Source organism: Gordonia sp. 11cp (assembly GCF_057767225.1).
On the sequence record NZ_CM173437.1, the window covers coordinates 4,148,830 to 4,166,275 of the forward strand.

General features: G+C 66.2%; 17 protein-coding genes and 4 tRNA genes. 13 read left to right on the plus strand and 8 right to left on the minus strand.

Annotation, left to right across the window (positions count from 1 at the left end; genetic code table 11):
* The first annotated feature begins 48 nt into the window (after window positions 1-48).
* Window positions 49-897 (plus strand): aldo/keto reductase, encoded by an 849-nt coding sequence (locus tag AC3B6C_RS18595; protein ID WP_488373717.1) that lies wholly within the window; start codon window positions 49-51, stop codon window positions 895-897.
* On the opposite strand, the gene AC3B6C_RS18600 is transcribed toward AC3B6C_RS18595, so the two are convergent.
* From AC3B6C_RS18600 to AC3B6C_RS18610, 3 genes are read right to left on the minus strand one after another with little or no spacing between them, the layout of a single operon-like run.
* Complete coding sequence (locus AC3B6C_RS18600; protein ID WP_488376303.1) at window positions 881-1,438, minus strand: GNAT family N-acetyltransferase; 558 nt, start codon at window positions 1,436-1,438, stop codon at window positions 881-883. The genes AC3B6C_RS18595 and AC3B6C_RS18600 overlap by 17 nt on opposite strands.
* Before the next feature lie 5 nt (window positions 1,439-1,443).
* Complete coding sequence (locus tag AC3B6C_RS18605; protein WP_488373718.1) at window positions 1,444-2,262, minus strand: sulfurtransferase; 819 nt, start codon at window positions 2,260-2,262, stop codon at window positions 1,444-1,446.
* Window positions 2,263-2,285: 23 nt separating this feature from the next.
* Window positions 2,286-4,226, minus strand: a complete 1,941-nt coding sequence (locus AC3B6C_RS18610) for a flavin-containing monooxygenase (protein ID WP_488373719.1) — start codon at window positions 4,224-4,226, stop codon at window positions 2,286-2,288.
* 138 nt (window positions 4,227-4,364) lie between these two features.
* Between AC3B6C_RS18610 and AC3B6C_RS18615 the strand changes: the two genes are divergently transcribed.
* From AC3B6C_RS18615 to AC3B6C_RS18630, 4 genes are read left to right on the plus strand one after another with little or no spacing between them, the layout of a single operon-like run.
* Complete coding sequence (locus tag AC3B6C_RS18615; RefSeq protein ID WP_010840912.1) at window positions 4,365-5,003, plus strand: nitroreductase family protein; 639 nt, start codon at window positions 4,365-4,367, stop codon at window positions 5,001-5,003.
* Window positions 5,000-6,610 carry a class I adenylate-forming enzyme family protein gene (locus tag AC3B6C_RS18620; RefSeq protein ID WP_488373720.1) on the plus strand — a complete coding sequence of 537 codons (1,611 nt, stop codon included), beginning with the start codon at window positions 5,000-5,002 and terminating at the stop codon, window positions 6,608-6,610. Before AC3B6C_RS18615 ends, AC3B6C_RS18620 begins: the two co-directional genes overlap by 4 nt.
* On the plus strand, window positions 6,591-7,235 hold the full coding sequence (locus tag AC3B6C_RS18625) for a TetR/AcrR family transcriptional regulator (protein ID WP_488373721.1): 645 nt from the start codon (window positions 6,591-6,593) through the stop codon (window positions 7,233-7,235). The genes AC3B6C_RS18620 and AC3B6C_RS18625 overlap by 20 nt, the downstream gene beginning before the upstream one ends.
* The gene (locus tag AC3B6C_RS18630) at window positions 7,232-8,338 is read left to right on the plus strand and encodes a CaiB/BaiF CoA transferase family protein (protein WP_488373722.1); all 1,107 of its coding nucleotides are present in this window, start codon (window positions 7,232-7,234) and stop codon (window positions 8,336-8,338) included. Before AC3B6C_RS18625 ends, AC3B6C_RS18630 begins: the two co-directional genes overlap by 4 nt.
* A gap of 41 nt (window positions 8,339-8,379) precedes the next feature.
* Here the strand turns inward: AC3B6C_RS18630 and AC3B6C_RS18635 are convergent.
* The 3 genes from AC3B6C_RS18635 to AC3B6C_RS18645 form a co-directional block, all read right to left on the minus strand.
* Window positions 8,380-8,454, minus strand: a tRNA-Val gene (locus AC3B6C_RS18635).
* 21 nt (window positions 8,455-8,475) lie between these two features.
* Window positions 8,476-8,549, minus strand: a tRNA-Cys gene (locus AC3B6C_RS18640).
* Window positions 8,550-8,571: 22 nt separating this feature from the next.
* Window positions 8,572-8,644, minus strand: a tRNA-Gly gene (locus AC3B6C_RS18645).
* Here AC3B6C_RS18645 and AC3B6C_RS18650 point away from each other — a divergent pair.
* The 4 genes from AC3B6C_RS18650 (at window position 8,615) to AC3B6C_RS18665 (ending at window position 12,735) form a co-directional block, all read left to right on the plus strand.
* The gene (locus AC3B6C_RS18650) at window positions 8,615-8,800 is read left to right on the plus strand and encodes a hypothetical protein (protein WP_488373723.1); all 186 of its coding nucleotides are present in this window, start codon (window positions 8,615-8,617) and stop codon (window positions 8,798-8,800) included. The genes AC3B6C_RS18645 and AC3B6C_RS18650 overlap by 30 nt on opposite strands.
* 97 nt (window positions 8,801-8,897) lie before the next feature.
* Window positions 8,898-8,969 (plus strand) — tRNA-Val (locus AC3B6C_RS18655).
* Between the two features lie 1,258 nt (window positions 8,970-10,227).
* Window positions 10,228-10,974, plus strand: a complete 747-nt coding sequence (locus AC3B6C_RS18660) for a hypothetical protein (RefSeq protein ID WP_488373724.1) — start codon at window positions 10,228-10,230, stop codon at window positions 10,972-10,974.
* A 630-nt stretch (window positions 10,975-11,604) separates the two neighbouring features.
* Window positions 11,605-12,735 (plus strand): hypothetical protein, encoded by a 1,131-nt coding sequence (locus AC3B6C_RS18665; RefSeq protein WP_488373725.1) that lies wholly within the window; start codon window positions 11,605-11,607, stop codon window positions 12,733-12,735.
* 484 nt (window positions 12,736-13,219) lie between these two features.
* Here the strand turns inward: AC3B6C_RS18665 and AC3B6C_RS18670 are convergent, their stop codons facing one another.
* Window positions 13,220-13,969 carry a GTP pyrophosphokinase gene (locus tag AC3B6C_RS18670; protein ID WP_488373726.1) on the minus strand — a complete coding sequence of 250 codons (750 nt, stop codon included), beginning with the start codon at window positions 13,967-13,969 and terminating at the stop codon, window positions 13,220-13,222.
* A 256-nt stretch (window positions 13,970-14,225) separates the two neighbouring features.
* Between AC3B6C_RS18670 and AC3B6C_RS18675 the strand changes: the two genes are divergently transcribed.
* The 3 genes from AC3B6C_RS18675 to AC3B6C_RS18685 are packed head-to-tail and all read left to right on the plus strand — an operon-like array spanning window position 14,226 to window position 15,294.
* The gene (locus AC3B6C_RS18675; RefSeq protein ID WP_488373727.1) at window positions 14,226-14,600 is read left to right on the plus strand and encodes a DUF732 domain-containing protein; all 375 of its coding nucleotides are present in this window, start codon (window positions 14,226-14,228) and stop codon (window positions 14,598-14,600) included.
* A complete protein-coding gene (locus AC3B6C_RS18680) occupies window positions 14,597-14,950 on the plus strand; it encodes a DUF732 domain-containing protein (RefSeq protein ID WP_488373728.1) in 354 nt (117 codons plus the stop codon). The genes AC3B6C_RS18675 and AC3B6C_RS18680 overlap by 4 nt, the downstream gene beginning before the upstream one ends.
* Before the next feature lie 11 nt (window positions 14,951-14,961).
* The gene (locus tag AC3B6C_RS18685; protein ID WP_488373729.1) at window positions 14,962-15,294 is read left to right on the plus strand and encodes a hypothetical protein; all 333 of its coding nucleotides are present in this window, start codon (window positions 14,962-14,964) and stop codon (window positions 15,292-15,294) included.
* 46 nt (window positions 15,295-15,340) lie between these two features.
* Here the strand turns inward: AC3B6C_RS18685 and AC3B6C_RS18690 are convergent, their stop codons facing one another.
* Window positions 15,341-15,880, minus strand: coding sequence for a hypothetical protein (locus AC3B6C_RS18690; protein ID WP_488373730.1), 540 nt, complete (start codon window positions 15,878-15,880; stop codon window positions 15,341-15,343).
* A 148-nt stretch (window positions 15,881-16,028) separates the two neighbouring features.
* On the opposite strand from AC3B6C_RS18690, the gene AC3B6C_RS18695 reads away from it, so the two are divergent.
* Window positions 16,029-17,426, plus strand: a complete 1,398-nt coding sequence (locus AC3B6C_RS18695; RefSeq protein ID WP_488373731.1) for a glycosyltransferase 87 family protein — start codon at window positions 16,029-16,031, stop codon at window positions 17,424-17,426.
* Window positions 17,427-17,446: the final 20 nt, after the last annotated feature.

Genomic DNA, 17,446 nt, shown 5'->3' on the forward strand with positions numbered 1-17,446 from the left:
GCCGACACCATGGTCGGCCCGCACGCTCGAGGTCGTAGCGTGCTCTCCATGACCGCTGCGATCTGGACCGACCGGGTGCCCGTCCAAGGGCTCGGGCTGATGCGACTGACCGACGACGGATGGGGCGACAGCGACCGTGACCCGGCCACGCTCGTGCAGGTGGCGCTCGACGAAGGAGTCACACTTCTCGACACCGCCGAGATGTACGGCAACGAGGACATAGTCGGACGGGCACTGGGTTCCCATCGCGATCAGATCACCCTCTGTAGCAAGTTCGGCGTGTACCGGGGTGACTCAGGTCGCCACGACGACTGGTACGTGCGCGCCGATCCCGCGACCGTGCGCACAGCCGTCGACGGTTCGCTTGGTCGGCTCGGTGTCGATCACCTCGACCTCTACTATCTGCACCACCGCAGCGAGGAGACGCCGATCGAGGAGACCGTCGAGGCGATGGCCGAGTTGAAGCAGGCCGGCAAGATCCGCGCTCTGGGACTGTCGAATGTCACGCTCGAGGACATCCGCCGTGCACACGCCGTGCATCCGGTTGCGGCAGTGCAGGAACAGTGGTCACTGACTCAGCGCGATGTCGAGGACTACCTGCCGACACTCGCGGAGCTGGGAATCGCGTTGGTCGCGCACTCGCCGATGGGGCACGGGGCCCTGAACCAGAACGCCGACGGGAAGCTCGCACACGAGCTCTCTCGTATCGCTTCGGAGCTCGGGGTCGGGGCCGGACAGGTCGCGCTCGCGTGGGTCCACCAACGCGCGCGTCAGACCCAGGGGACCGTGATACCTCTTCCCGGAACGAGCAGCGTCAGCCACCTGCGCGCGAACGTGGCCGCGTCCCGCATCGAACTGGGGGACGCGGACATCCGCCGGCTCACAGCCGCAGTGTGAACACGTAATCGTGCTCGACGCTGTCCCCGAGGGTGAAGGTCTTCTCCCCGACACGCGTGAAGTCCATCTTCGCGTAGAACCGCTGGGCGCGGACGTTCTGCTGATTGACACCGAGCCACACGACGCTGCTGCCGTGTGATCGGGCACGCTCGAGCGCCGCGGTCATCAGCAGACGGGACGGGCTGGCGCCCTGGCGGGAGTGATGGTCGGGGAGTACGTACAGCTTCGACACCTCGGTGACCGGACGTCCGGTGACGACGGCACACACGTCGGGGTCGGTCGGTTCTCGGTGGAAGACCAGCGCGTAACCCACGATCGGACCGCCGGCGCCGTCGCGTGCCACCAGGACGTCGGTCAGTGGCTCGGCGATGTGTTCGCGAAAGTTGTTCTCGCGCAGATTGTTCTCGATGAAGCCGGAGATGTCGTCGGGGGTCGCGTGCGGTGGGCACGCGAGCGGGAACGTGCGTGCGGCAACATCCGCGACCGAGGCTGCGGCGGCGGGATCGGTCACGAGTTCGACGGTGAAGGCGATGTCGTCCACGTCTGTCACGACAGCGGACGGGCGGGGTCGGCGGTCCAGGCGTTCATCGACCCGTCGTAGACGGCGACGTCCTCCCGGCCGAGGGTGCGCAGCGCGAAAGCGGCGGCGGTGGCCGCGATCCCGCCGCCGCAGTAGGTGACCGGCCGCACCGACGGGTCGAGGGCGCCCGCGTTGCCGAACAGCTCGCGCAACTCCTCGAGTGGCCGGAGTCGGCCGGAGTCGTCGAAGAGGTCACCGAACGGGGCGTTGACACTGGACGGGATGTGGCCGTTCGCGAACGATTCGCGGTCGAGCGCGTTGACCAGCAGGACAGAAGAATCGGCGGTGGCGTCGGCGACCTCGGCGGTGGACACGACGCGCTCGGGTCGGCGATGCGGGGTGAATGATGCTGCCGGATGGGTGACGTCGCCGGTCTCGACCGGCAGACCGGCCGCGGTCCAGGCGGAGTACCCGCCGTCGAGGACGAGCACGTCGTCGAAGCCCTCGAGTCCGAACTGCCACCACAGGCGGGTGGCCCAGATGCCGTTGACGGTGTCGTAGACGACGACGGTCGAGTCGTCGCCGATCCCCAGGCCGCCGATCGCCGCGGCGAATCGGGCCGAGTCGGCTGCCGCGAAGGGCGCTTCACCGTCGGGATCGCTGAGGTCGGCGATCTGGTCGGCGAACACCGCGCCCGGCAGGTGCCCGGCCACATAGGTGTCGCGGCCGGAGGCGACATGTGCGCCGTCGGCGTCGAAGGTCAGGTGAACGGTCGCGTCGACGATGCGCAGGTTCTCCTCGCCGAGACGGGCGGCGAGGTCGGGGGCGGAGATGAGCGAGGTCATGACAGACACCGTAGTCCCGTCGTTCACCGGAGAGGTTCGGCGAGGAAGTCCGCGAGGTCGACGGTGCGCGTGCGCGCCCAGTAGTCGACGATCCGCCACGGCAGGACGGCGACGACGCGGCCGTCGGGGTTGCGGTACCAGTTGGTCATCGCCGGGTGCGTCCACACCATCGTCGCGTGGGCGCGGTCGACGGCATCGTTGTATTCGTCGGTGACATCCCGCCGTACTTCCAGTGCGCCCAAACGGTTCTCGATCATCGTGCGAATGGCATCACAGACGTAGCGCACCTGGTATTCCAGGATGCTGATGAAGCTGCCGCCGTGTCCCAGGGCGGTGTTCGGTCCGGTGAGGATGAACAGGTTGGGGAAATCGGGGGCGGTGATGCCGAGATAGGCGTAGGCGTCGTGGTCACCCCACGCCTCGACCGTGTTCTGCCCGCTGCGTCCCACGATGTCCATGGGGTACAGGTAGCGGTCGCTGTGGAATCCGGTCGCGAAGACGATGATGTCGAAGTCGTGTGCGGTGCCGGTGCCGTCGACGAGCCCGCCGGGTGTGACGCGCTCGACACCGTGCGGGACCAGTTCGACATTCGACCGGCGCAACATGCGAAACCAGCCGTTGTCCAACAGCATCCGCTTCCCGAAGGGCGGGTAGTCGGGGGTCGACAGGTCGACGAGGTCGTCGCGGTCGCCGAGCTCGGAGCGCAGGTAGCGGAGATAGAACTCGCGGTGACCGTGATTGACCGCGTTGATCGACGCGGTCTGTTCCGGCCAGTCCGGGTCGACGTGCAGGGTGGAGTGGACCTTGTCGTTGAAGATCCACGACAGCCGTGCGCGATACCACTCGCGATACCCGGGGAGGTTGTCCATCAGCCAGTGCACGTTGTCGCCGACCGGTGCGAAGTAGTCGTCGTTCGGCGCGATCCACTGCGGTGAGCGCTGGAAGATCGTCAGGGACCCGACCCGATCGGCGATCGCCGGCCCGATCTGCATCGCACTGGCACCGGACCCGACGATGGCGACCCGCTTGCCCGTGAGGGCGCCGGGCTCGTCCAGTTCGTCGGGCCACTGCGCCGAATGGAAGATCGGGCCGGTGAAGCCGGCCATGCCCGGGAGCTCGGGAAGCTTGGGACGGTTGAGGATTCCGACCGCGCTGATCAGTATCCGGGCGGTGAGGGTGTCCTGATGGCCGTCGCGGTCACGGACGTGGACCGTCCAGCGCTGGGTGTCGGTGTCGTAGGCGGCCGAGAGGACCTCGGTGCCGAATCGGACCCGGTCACGCACCGCGTGCCGGTCGGCGAAGGCCTGCAGATAGCCCTGCACCTCGTCGCGTTTCCCGAAGTGTGTCGACCAGGGGTGGTCGAAGGACGAGATCGAGTACAGGTAGCTCGGTGTGTCGACCCCGGCGCCGGGGTAGTGGTTCTCGTACCACGAGCCGCCGACCTCGTCGTTCTTCTCCAGCACGGTGTGCTCGACGCCGGCCGCGGCGAGCTGCGTGGAGATCAGCATGCCGGCCACTCCGGCGCCGATCACCAGCGCGTCGATCGACGTCGCGAGATCGGCCGGCAGGGTCGGGAGATGCCTACCCCGCAGGTCTCCGCGGACGATCTCGGTCATCATCGGCGCGAATTCCGGAGCCACCTGCTCGCCCGCGGTGAACGACATCAGTGCGGCGACGAGGGTCTCGTCGGCCGGCTTCCGCTCGGGACGACCGCGGTCATACCAGTCGTCGAGGGCGTCGACGACCGCCTCGCGGATCTCCTGCTGGATGTCCTCGGCGAGACCGCCCGAGGAGTTGTCGTCCATGCCGCGGCTACGCGTCGGGCGGTACCGGTCCGCCATCCACCGCCGGTCGCCGGTCATCTCCACGAGAACGGCGAGCAGGGTCGGGATGTTGCCGTCGGCGACCGCCGCGCGGATCTCCGCGGTGTGCGGCCGGGTCGACCGTAGGGAAACGGATGTCATGACTGAAACTAACCACTGTTAGTAGTGCCTCGTCAACACCAACCTCAGACACCGATATCGACTATTGACGCCGCGATCGGCGTGTGTAAGTGTGGGCTCAGTCATACTAACGATGGTTAGTGATCACGGAGGATGGACATGGATCTCAGCGAAGCAATGCGCACGACGGGCACCTGCCGCTACTTCAGCGAGCGGCCTGTCGAGGACGACGTGCTGTACCGGGCGTTCGACGACGCGCGGTTCGGCCCGCAGGGCGGCAACCGGCAGCCCGTTCGCTGGGTGGTCGTCCGCGACGAGGTCACGAAGAAGGCGCTCGCCGACCTCTACCTGCCGTTCTGGGAGGGCTACTACGCGGCGGTCGTCGAGGGTTCGAAGAAGGTCGGTGCGGTACCCAAGACCGTGGAGAGTGCGAACTACTTCGCTCATCATCTCGCCGAGGTGCCCGCCCTCATCGTGGTCTGCGCCGAGATGGAAGGACTGCACCCCACCGACCACGAGCTCGGCAGGCTCAGCGTCGTCGGCGGGGCGTCGATCTACCCGAGCGTGCAGAACCTCACCCTCGCGCTCCGGCAACAGGGCGTGGCGACCGCGCTGACAACCCTGCTGTGCGCCGCCGAGAACGAGGTGAAGGACCTCCTCGGCATTCCCGAGGGATACCTGACCGCCGCGCACATCGCCGTCGGCTACCCGCGTGACGACTTCCCCCGCAAGCTGACCCGGACCCCGGTCGAGGAGATCACCTTCCTCGACCGGTTCGACAACCGGATGTTCGCGTGAGCGCCCCCGCCGTGGACTCCAGCACCCGCGCACTCACATCGGCACAGACCTCGAAGCTCGGCCGGGCCACCATCGGTGACCAACTACGACGCCTGGCCCGGTCCCAGGGTTCGACACCGGCGATCGTGGCCTACGACGCGCAGGGCGGACGGACGTCGACGTCGTACGCGGAACTCGACGCGATGGCCAATCGGGTCGCGCATGTGCTGCTCGACCTCGGCGTCGGACGAGGGGACCGGGTGGCGGTGATGAGCCGCAACCGGGTCGAGACGGTCGCCACATACTACGGCGCGCTGAAGGTCGGTGCCGCGTACTCCGGCGTGAGCCCGATGTTCCGGGAAGGCGAAGTCGCACAGCAGCTCCGTCACCTGGAGCCGACGGTGCTCGTCGTCGAAGAACCCCTGTCCGCGCTGGCCGGTCCCATCGCCGACGGTCTCGGTATCTCGGTGCTCGTCGTCGGTGACGACGACGCGAACTCGTGGAACTCCTTCGACGAGTCGGTCGCCGCGGCAGACGATTCCGAACCCGACTGCGACGTCGACGAACACGATCTCGCGATGATCGTCTACACCAGCGGGACCGAGTCGACGCCCAAGGGCGTCGAGATCGCCCACCGCAACTACCTCATCTCCACCTCGCCCGCATACACGTGGGGGCTGCGCTGCCGCAACGACGACGTGTGGCTCTACGTCATGCCGTTCCACACCATCGCCGGAATCGGTTCGCTGACGTCGCTGACGCTGCTGGGCGCGACCCTGGTGCTGCCGGCCGCGGTCGACCCGGCGACGGCGTTGCGGATGATCCGGGACGAGAAGATCTCGGTGCTGGCGCAGACGCCGACGTTCTTCATCGCGCTGGCCAACCACCCCGAATTCGGCCCCGCCACAGTGGGTTCGGTACGTCGGTGCCTCACCTACGGCGGTCAGGTGTCGCCGCATGCGGTCGACGCGTGGGCCGCGGCCACTCCGGAATCGGTGTGGGGCACCTACTGGGGGCAGTCCGAACTCACCCAGCTCGGCTCCGTCGGCTGGTTCCGGCGGCTCGAGGACGTGCCGGATCAGGACCCGACCTGGATCGGCAAGCCGGTCGGGCACCTGGAGGTCCGGGTCGTCGACGCCGACGGCAACGACGCCGAGGAGGGCGAGCTGCTTTGTCGCACACCGTCGGTCATGCTGGGCTACTTCAAGGACCCCGAGCGCACCGCGCAGGTCTTCGAGGGTGGTTGGGTGCACACCGGTGACATCGTCCGTATCGACGCGGAGGGCAACCTGTTCTTCCGCGACCGGCGCAAGGACATGATCAAGACCGGCGGTTTCAACGTCGCCTCGCAAGAGGTCGAGCGAGTGCTGCAGGCGCATCCCGACGTCGAGCGCGCCGCCGTCGTGGGGTTGCCCGACCCGTACTGGTCGGAGGCCGTCACCGGTTTCGTGGTGCTCCGCCCCGGCGCGGAACACACCGGTGCCGACATCCGCGAGTACTGCCGGACCGACCTGGCATCGTACAAGGTGCCCAAGGAGGTCTACGTCGTCGATGCACTGCCGACCGATGCTCAGGGCAAACTGCTCAAACGCGAGTTGAGGAAGGCCTATGGAACCGGTCAGGGCTGAGGACGACGTCATCGAGGCAGCCGACGATCACCGGCAGCGGACGGATCGACGGCCACGCCGGCGCCGCGACGAGATCGTCGAGGCCGCCGCCGGTTACTTCGCCGAACACGGATATTCCAACGCCGGGATGCGCGACATCGCCCAGGCCGTCGGTATGCGAGGGGCGAGTCTCTACAACCACTTCCAGTCGAAGGAGGAGATCCTCTACGCGATCGCACTGCGCATGACCGAGGACCCGCAGGAGGACCTGCTGCTGCTCGATGCCGAGGGCGGTCCCGTCGAACGGCTGACGAACCTCATCGAGGCGCACGTCCGGCGACTGGCGCGACACCGGGTGGAACACCTTGTCGCCCTCCGGGAGCTGTCGGCGCTGACGCCCGAGCACCGACGCGTGGTCACCGACTACCGCAAGTACTACCAGCGTCGTATCCGCGATGTCATCGACGCCGGCGCACGGATAGGGCTGTTCGAGGTTCGCGACCCGCACCGATCCGCGGTCGCGGTGCTGGACCTGATGAACGGGATCAGCTGGTGGCTCAACGACTCCCACGATGTCGACCAGCTGGCGCGCGACTACGTCGACTTCACGATCGGTGGCGTTCTCCACCACCGTCCGACGTCGTGAGCGGCCCGCTCGCCGGGGTGCGGGTGGTGGAGATGCCCGGTCTCGGGCCGACGCCGCACGCGTGCATGCTGCTCGCCGATCTCGGCGCCGACGTCCTCCGGATCCGGCGCCCCGGCCCCGATCTGCCCGGGCCCGACGGCATTCCGGCTGCCGACGCCGGTCTGTACCGGTCACGACGCAGTGTCGACGCCGACGTCAGGGACCCCGCCGACCTGGCCCGCATCCGCGAGCTGATCATGCGCGCCGACATCGTCGTGGAGGGTTTTCGGCCGGGCGTGATGGAACGTCTCGGACTCGGTCCCGAGATCTGCTCCGACGCACCGCGACTCATCTATGCACGGATGACCGGATGGGGGCAGGACGGCGACCGCGCCCCGAGCGCGGGACATGACATCAACTATCTGGCGGTCACCGGTGTACTCGAGGCGATGGGTCCGGCCGGAGCGCCGCCGGTGCCGCCGCTCTCGCTCGTCGGCGACTTCGGCGGTGGCTCGATGCTGCTCGTCGTCGGGGTGCTGGCCGCCCTGCACGACCGCACGCGTACCGGTCGCGGTCAGGTGATCGACGCCGCGATGGTCGACGGCGCCGGCCTGCTCGCCGCGCTGCAGTGGTCATGGAAGGCGGCCGGACGCTGGGGTCCTCGGGACCAGGGCAATCTGCTCGACGGGTCGGCGCCGTTCTACACCACGTATCGGTGCGCCGACGGCAGATTCGTCGCCGTCGGCGCGCTCGAGGTGAAGTTCTGGCGGAATCTGGTCGACACCCTCGGGGTGGGTGATCTGCCCGACCGGTGGGACCGCGCCTCGTGGCCGGTGATCGGCGCCGCACTGCAAGCCCGATTCGGAACGCGCACGCGCGACGACTGGGGGAGTGTGTTCGCCGACGTCGACGCCTGTGTGACACCGGTTCTCGACTTCGACGAGGCCGCCTCTGACCCGGTCGCGGTGCAGCGGGGCTCGTTCGTCCGCCTGGACGACGCGATCACGCCGGCGCCCGCGCCGCGCTTCTCGCGGACCGTGCTGCCCGCCCCCTCCTCGCCGTCGGCGGTCGGGCTGGGGGAGATCGTCGACGAATGGTCGGTGGCGACCGTGACGGCACGCTGATCGCAAACGAAAAACCCCCGGTCAGACCGGGGGTTTTGTCGTGGTGCGCGATACAAGGATTGAACTTGTGACCTCTTCCGTGTCAGGGAAGCGCTCTCCCACTGAGCTAATCGCGCGGGTATGGAATTGTGCAGCGTTGGAGGTGGCGACGGGAATCGAACCCGTGTACACGGCTTTGCAGGCCGTTGCCTCACCACTCGGCCACACCACCAGATGCGAGTCGACTCGCGCCGAGCGGATGACGGGATTCGAACCCGCGACCCTCACCTTGGCAAGGTGATGCGCTACCAGCTGCGCTACATCCGCATGCCCACGAGCGATCTTGTGGATCTTGCTGCTCGCGGTGCGAAGAGAAACTTACGCGATGGTTTCCGAACTATCCAAATCGCCTGGTCAGAGGCGCGGGCGAGAGTGAATCCGCAGCGTGTGATTCATCCGCAGGTGCAGATCGCCATGCAGTGACATGGCCCACCGCCGGAATTTGGGACTTCTGCGCAACCCGTGTAATCTTCTGGCTCGTGCACAGGCGCCCCTGTCACTGACAAGAGGCGCCCGACACGGTCCCGTGGCTCAGTGGAAGAGCGTCCCGTTCACACCGGGAAGGTCGCTGGTTCGATCCCAGCCGGGACCACAAGGTCAGAGGGTTGTTGCCCTCTCGCGTTCAGCATCGATTCCGGTTCGGCACGAGTGACCACGCCGGATGACGACTACGCTGAGACTCACGCTAGCGTCGAGATCGGATACCAAGAGCGGCGCGATGTGGTGCAGCTCTACCGAGCGATCGGCGGATACGTCACGGTTGTCCCTGAGTTAAGTTCAACGATGAGGCGGCAGATTTCATGTCTACCTCGCTCCAGTTGAAGATTCGTTCGTCGTAGATGCGACCGCCTGGACGTGCTCCTCTCGACCACGACGGCGATGCCGCTGTCGGACGCGTTCTTCGGTCTCACGGTGCACGTGGGCGACCTCGATACGCATAAGGGTCGGATATTAACGGTCGTAGAGACGTCAGTGATCACATCGGTTTCCGGAACAATCTCATTCACGCTGAATCGTTGGTGGGTTGGGTCGGCCACGACACGGGTGAGCCCGTGGAGGCGACGGCTATGCCAATCAAGACCGTCGATCGGGTGCCCCAGGGCACCGATCCTGGTGTGACGACGACCGACATTCACCAAGCGATCAACACGCTCAACCAAGTGGTGAGTTTGGTCCGTACTCTTGGTGCCGCCTGTCGAAACCCGCAGTGGGGTAGTCCAAACACCTGAACGTTCACTCGGACTAGGAGACACTGGAGATCGTGCTCGCACTACAGTGATCGAGCACCCTGACGTTTGGTAGTTGAACCGACCGCGAGCTAAGGGGACTCGAACCCCTGACCCCCACACTGCCCCAGTAAGTACGGATGTCGTCGGGTGTCTCCCGCGTCGCTCGGCGTCGTATCTGCCCAGCGGGGTGAGTTGACATCTGACGAACAGCCGAGCCTCGGGATGGTGCGAGTCGAGGTGTTTGGGCGCGCCGACTAAGTGGGGCCGGAGCAGCTTTCAACGCTCGAGGAGTTACCTAACTACCTGCTCGCGGAAACTGTAAACGCTGATGTCTACTACCGCGAACCGGGTGGCATGGGGGTACCGCCCCTGGAAACAATCGCGATGTTTACGGGGACGAGTATCGCGTCCGGCGCCCTGTACGACCTCCTTGAGGCCGCGGACAAGGCCGCGATCGCGTGTAGTAAAGAACGCATCCGGCGGCAGAGCGATGATCAACCACCCGAAGGCCGTCCCGCTCGGGTGACGTTGTACGGGCCGAAGCTTTAAGCTACTGAGGATCATCGAAGTGTCGCGCGACGGTGTCGATAGCCCGTTCACCCAGCCGAGTGTCGAGGACTGATGGAAACAATTCTCGACCTTCTAACGAAGGCATGGCCGCCTGTCGTTGCGTTCGTTTTAGGTGCGGTCGGTGGGCTACGGTGGCCTCGATTCTGGCGGCAGCTGCGGGGCAAATCCGACGTCCAAATCCATGTCGAGCGAGACCCGCAGATCATTCACGCGAACACGGCCGACTGGGTGACATTTCCTCAATTCGTCGCGCGGGGTCGCGACGCCCTTCCACCTGCACCGCCGGGCAAAGCTACGGAGATGCCCGAGTGGGCCCGGCGACTCGACGGGTATGCCGCACATAACATGGATCTACTCGTCACGATCACCGCATGGGAGGACCGCGACGTCGTGGTCAGCGCACTTCGGGTCGACACCAACGCTCGTAGTTTGCCTGACGGCTTCGTGCTCGTCCGCCCCGTCGGCGGGGCATCGCTGGAGTTCAAGCGGATGGAAGTGACTCTGTCGACATGGGCGACCAACGTTCTCTCGAAAGTCCCCGGTGGCGAGGTCGTCCAGCCGTTCGCGTTCCAGCTCGATCGAGCTCAGTCGGCACAGTTTCACCTCATCGTGGAGGCGAACGGTGACGAGAGCGATGTCGTGGCCTACGAATGGACTGCGAGGCTAGACCTCGTTGTCGGCGGCAAGCACCGCGAAGTTCGCATCGACAACGATGGAAAGCCGTTTGTCCTCGTGAATCGTGGTCGTCGGCCCGAATTGTGGTGGATGAACGACAAATGGACCGATCCGCCCGCCTAGCGGAGCGGACAGTGAACTGACCCCGTCGAGGTTATCCCAACGGGTGGTTCGCGTTTGAGTCGTTAGGACAGCGACCCGCAGGCCGGACCGTAAACCCGCGATGTAGATGTCGCCGCCGGGGCCGCTGGGAACGCCGAGGCGCGCAGTACGTCGCCTGGCCCGACCTCCCGGTTGAGTTACAACTGACGCGCCACGCTAAGAACGGCGGGCCAGCACCGTTCGAGTAGAGCGCGGCGGTGTTCGGCAACGGAGGACAGCTCGCGGTCAGCGCGGCGTGACCGGTGACGGTTCGCGTCCCTGCAGAATTGAACACGCATAGTTCGTCGTCATCGATGTAGGGCACGGTGGAGCGTTTGTGCAGAACGGCCACGGTGATGTCCCTAGCCTTAGTGGCGGGGTACCAGTCACCGCTGAGGTGGCCCCCGCGCTGAGTGCGACGAATGAACCGATCCATTCCAAAGGCTGGTGGGCAGTCCTGGGCGGTCATCCGAATCCTCCTCGAGGTGGGCATCGAGGAGGCTCAGCCGGTGGCTGCGCCGCTGGATCGGTTGCCACGCGGCGCAAGTCCGATCGGCTTAAATTTCCTTGGTCCTGCGTTGATCGCGGCTGATCGCGAATACCGTGTCCCGCATGCCTCTTGACGATCTCGTCGGTCGGTGGACCGAACGACTCTCGCACATTGACTCGATCCTGGACCCTCTGATTGCCCAGTGGCCCGGTGATGACCGAGTCGCGGTGCGTTCCATGCTGTCCGGGATGCAGCATGCGCTTAACGGGTACCTGGCCGCGGCTCTCGCGGAGTCTACTGAAGGTGAAGTCGGCGCCATCGTAGCCCCGGCTGTGTCGGAGTTACGGGGGTTCTGCGCGCTCAAGTCACTGGCGGGCGGGCGCGAGTTTCTGGAACGGATCACGGCGCTCAGGGATACGGCGCGCGCGGCCTCGCTGGCCCTGAGTACGGAGGAGGAGTTGCGGGTGCAGACGGTTGAAGAGATCATCGCGGACTTCGCTGAGGAGTACCGGATGAGCCTGATCCTCGCGCTGACCGCCAACTACGCGCTGTCCCAGAAGGTCATCGCGTGGCAGGAGGCAAAGGACAAAGACCCGGCGGTGGGGGACAACCTGGACCTCACCACGATGAAGTTCGTCGGCAGCACAAGTAATTACACGATCCCCATGAGCAGCCTCACGTCGGCGAGCACGGCGACGCCGACGGTGATCACGCCAGCCAACATCGGCGCTGCGATGCGGGAGATGATGACCGGCGGGACGCCGCCGCCGATCTACCGGATGGCGTACACCCAATGGTTCACGACGGTCCACGCCGCGTGGGAGGACACCTACAGGGCGCGACTGGCGGCGGCGCACGGCCTTGACGACGATGGGAAGCCCTGGGGCAAGAACGACGTCCGGTCCGCCTTCTTCAACGAGGTCCGGCTGATCCGCAACGATATATCGCACAAGAACGGGATCTGCATTGATAGCGCCGGCAACGACGTGATCACTTGGGTTCGCCGCGGCGAGGCGATCTCCCCGACACCACGTGACATGCTTGGCATGCTCGACCTGTTCCCGGCCGAGGAGCTGAGGCGGGCCCCGCAGCGGGCGGAGCGGACGACCGCACAGCTCCCGTACCAGTTCGACAACGAGTGGCTCGCACAGTTCAACGCGCACGTGACGGCTGTCGAGCCTGCGAAGAAGAAGCGTGCGGCCGCAGTCCAGAAGGTTCTTGACGAGTGGATGGGCACCGCGACAAACGAGTGACCCGACCGCGCTGGCGCGTCACCGAGCAGTCCGACGAGCGAGGTCGTCGTCGCGGGTCCCCGCGTGCTGGAACTGCGTCGCAGCTCGTACGCTGGATGACCGAGCCTGCTCATGATTTTCGGCGAGAGTTGCACCCGTCTGCGCATCTCTAGTACCGCGTAGTGGCGCAGGTTGTTGAAGGTGAGATCCGGCATCCTGCGATCGCCCGGGCCTTCCACCACCAGTTGGTGACCGATGACTGCGAGGCGTAGTTGCCGTTCTGGTCGGTCCACGGCAGAATGCCGGGGCCAGGGGGGCTAGATGCCGGGCCGTCCCCTCGGCGTCACGGCCGAAGGCGGCGATGCCGCGTTGGCGGTGTCGGTCTTGGTTCGGTTCCGCGACACGTTTCACACAAGAGCGTCGCCGACGCTTGGGCGAGGCTGTTGTGATGCAACGACGCAAACCTTGTCGCGTCCAAGGCGGCTAAACATCAGGTCACCGGCGTTTAGGGCCCGCTTCCCTCGACCTCCGGCGTGGACGAGTGCTGCCGGAGATACCGGATCACGTCGTCGTCGATGGGGCCCCGCGCCGAACTGGTCGTGTCGCCGTGAACCTCGGCGTGCAGCCGCTCCATCCGCTGATCCAGTTCGTTCGCTGTGCGGGCCGCCGAAGCGAGCTCTGCCGACAGGTGGTCCGGGACGCGGCCGTCGTACTTGTAGAAGATCTTGTGCTCCAGCGTGGCCCAGAAGTCCATCGCCACGGTCCGGACCTGGAGTTCGACCACGACCTCGACGGGACCCGTGGACAGGAACACCGGGATCGCGACGATCGCGTGCAAACTCTTGTAGCCGTTGGGTTTGGGCGCCGCGATGTAGTCCTTGATCTCGATGACCCGGATGTCGTCGTGTGAGGTCAGGGTCTCCAGGATTCGGTAGGTGTCCGCGATGAAGCTGCACGTGACGCGGATGCCGGCGATGTCGGTCAGTTGTGCGCGGATCGACGGCAGGTCAGGAGAGATGCCCTTGCGCATCGCCTTGCGGAGGATGCTCTCGGGTGTCTTGACCCGCGAGGTCACATGCTCGATGGGGTTGTAGTGGTGCAGGTGGAGAAACTCTGTACGCAGGATGGTCACCTTGGTCAGGATCTCGTCGACCGCGAACTGGTACTCCATCTGAAACCGGGTCAGGTCGTCCCGCATGTGGGCCAGATGGTCGAGGATCTCCCGGTCGATCGGACTGTCGCTGGATACTGTCATCGCTCCTCCGCGGGTACACGAACCGGTGGACACACAATCGACCACCGACCACCGACCATAGAAGCCCGGACCGTTCCATGGGCGCCGCGACCGGTCGAGCGCAATGGCGGACGGCATCCACGCTGCAGTGCGGCGTTCGATTGATCGGATGAACAAAGCCATTGACCTCAAGTTTCGGCACCGCGGATGGATACGATGCGGCGGCAGTTGTAGCGATCGGTGGCTCACGGCTGCAGGCGGACGCTTGGAGACAGACATGACCACACGCTGTGGCTGGCTTGCTGGAGTCGCCGCGCTCACATCGGCTGTCGTTGTCGCGTTCGGTGCCGGTGATGCCTCGGCAGCGCGCGGCGACTATCTCGCCATTCTGCAGTCGCAGGGGATCTACACAACAACCCCCGGAGCGGCGTCGTGCTTCGACTATCCCGGCGACGGCGCCAGCGGTTGTAGCCGACGTTTCACCACGGCTGACGACGCGCTTCACACCGGCTACTGGGTGTGTAGTCAGTTGGACACCGGCCGTTCGTCATCGTCCATCGCCCACGCGCTGTACGCGGCGGATGGACTGTTTCTCAGCAAGGAGAACTCCGCCATGGTCGTCACCGCCGCGCAGACAGAACTCTGCCGATGAAACGACTCATCACCGGCATGCTGGCCACGATGGCACTGGGTGCGGGGCTGCTCGTCGGCACCGGGCAATCGTCCGCCATCACTGTCGCCGAGCAGGCTTTCGTCAACAAGGCGCGAACCCTACCCACTGCAGCCTGGCCGAACAGTCGCTACACCACTGACGCGGAAATGGTTGCAGGCGGCTACCGGGCCTGTGGCGTCATGGACCGACATGCGGACACTCAGATTGCCGAGCGGGTCTTCTACAACCCTGACGGCAGCTACCAGCCCGCTTACCAACAGCGACTGTTCTTGCTCTACGCGACCCAGGACCTCTGCCCTCGCCACGCATATCGCTACGAGAACTTCTGAGGAGATCACTGATGGCCAGAAAGTCCGTCGCCGGAATAGTCATGGCAGCAGCGGTCATCGGCGCTGTGGCCGGCGTCGGCGGGGCGTCAGCGACGCCGTCTTCGGTTCAACGCGAAGGCGGACCCTGCTATCAGCACGAGTACGGCATGGACTCCGCCGACGGCACGCTGTACTGCTCGCCGGAGGGCGATGGGTTCTGGCGCAGTCATGCCGTGTCCCGTGCGCCCAAGGTCCGTATCGGCACCCCCTGCCCGAAACTCGGTGCTCGCGCGATGGTGTATCAAACCGACGGCACCGCCACGTGCCGGCAGTCGAACAGCGCCGGTTTGCGGTGGCAGTGGTAGTTGCCGCACCGGCGTTCCGTGGGTGCGGCGCGGCGATCGGTCGAGCTCAGTAAGGACTGCACCCCTGGACGAACACGGGCCGGTAAGGCTGCCCTGCCACCGCGTCGATGTCGTGAAGAAGCCGTGCCAACACGACGACCGCATCGTCCGCGGCCTGTTGCTGCGGTGCGGCGAGGAGTGCGTGGCCATACTGCATCGTGTCCGTGGCGACGATCCGTACCCGCCACCCCGGGGCGTCGAGGGGCGGTGACTGGATGTCGCTCAGTACACGGCATGCGGACCGCTGCGCGAGCTTCTCGCCGTCGCTCCCTGACGACAGACGGACGAGTGCCTCGGCGGCGCGGCGCTGCTCGGGCCTGAGGGCGGCGTCGTCGGGGAGCGGCCAGAAGTCGATCCGCGGGCGCACGACGTCGGACGGGGTCTCGACCGCGATGCGAATCGGTGGAGCCGGACCGTCGACTGGGCTCGACGAGGTGGCGCGCGTCATCGCGGCCCGCTCGATGCCGTTCTCTGTGCAGGCCACGGCCAGTGTCAGAGTCGCCGCAGCGAGTGCCGGCCCGAGTGTCCAGGGCGCTTTCGGTGGCATGGTGTCGTCCCCAAGGTGATCTCGTCACCCACCGGGATCAACGGTAGCCCGCCCCGAACCGTCGGAACCCGACTGTCTGCCGAACAACCGACCGCTTCCCGCGGCGTTTCGCGTGAGCCATGTCACAATTCGGGCGTACTCTCGCCGCGTGGCCGCGAGGACTGCCGAGGAACTGCCGGAGTCGTCACGCCCTGCGCCCGCATCGGTGTCGACGGCAGCGATCGTCGTCGCGGCAGTCATCGCGATCACGGTGATCGCCTGGCACATCGCGGCATTCCCCATCACCAACCCGTTCTACGGACTGTTCGAGAACGCCACCGACCTCCGCGTCTACCGGGCGGGCGCCGCCACCGTGCTCGACGCCGCACCGCTGTACGACGCCCCTGTCCTGTGGCGTCTGCACTTCACCTACCCGCCGTTCGCCGGGCTGGTCTTCGTCCCGCTGGCTCTGCTCACCGAGAGCATGGCCGGAATAGTCTGGTGGGCAATCGGTTTCGCCGCGCTCGCGGGCGTCGTCGCGATGAGTCTCCGGAGCCTGAACTACCGACTCGATGCGCGTCTCGGCGTGTTCGCCGCGCTGATCGCGATCGGGTCGACCGCCCTCGAGCCGATCCGCACCACCATCTGGCTCGGCCAGGTCAACCTTCTGGTGATGGCGTTGATCCTGATCGACCTGGTGTTTCTCGGGAGGTGCTCACGGTGGCGCGGGGTGGCCATCGGAGTCGCCGCCGGACTCAAACTGACGCCGCTGTTCGCCGTCGTCTACCTGCTGGTGACCCGGCAATGGCGTGCGGCCGGCACCGCGGTGGCGACCTTCGCGGCGACCGTGGCGATCGGATTCCTGATCGTTCCGGCCGACTCGTGGGCCTACTGGACCCGTCACCTCGCCGACACGGACCGCATCGGCCGGGCGGATTCACCCGCCAACCAGTCGGTGCGCGGATTCGTGTCCCAGTTGCTGGCCCACTGCGACATCGGACGGTTTGCCGAGCGCGCGCCCGGCGGGCCCGTCTTCGTGGCGCCGACGTGGCTGTGGCTGCCGCTCGCGCTGATCGTCGCCGGTCTGGGGTTGCTCGCCGCGGTCCTCGCTCATCGCGAGTCGCGCGACCTTCTCGCCGCGACGATCGTCGGGATGACGATGTGTGCGGTCTCGCCTTTCGCGTGGGGGCACCACTGGGTCTGGTGCGTACCCCTGTTCATCGTCGCGCTCGACCTGGCCATTCGGCGGGGGAGGACGGCGGGTGCGTGGTGGTACTGGCTCGCTCCGATGGGCGTGGTCGCCCTGACGTTCACCTGGTGGCGGCACTGGTGGGACAGCGGGCCCTACCTGACGTCGGATCACGCGATCGCCCTGGGGCTGTTCATGATGCCGCGCGACCCGAACGGCTCCATCGTCGACGACGTGCTCGTCGTGCTGTACTCCGGGTGCTATCCGCTTCTGCTCGCGGTCACGGTGTCCGCGACGCTGATCGACGCCGCGCTCATGTGGCGTCGCCGTCGAACGCCGAGCCTGCCGGCGCCGGAGGACGCCGCTGTGATCGCGTAGCCTGGACGTCACTTTCCGGG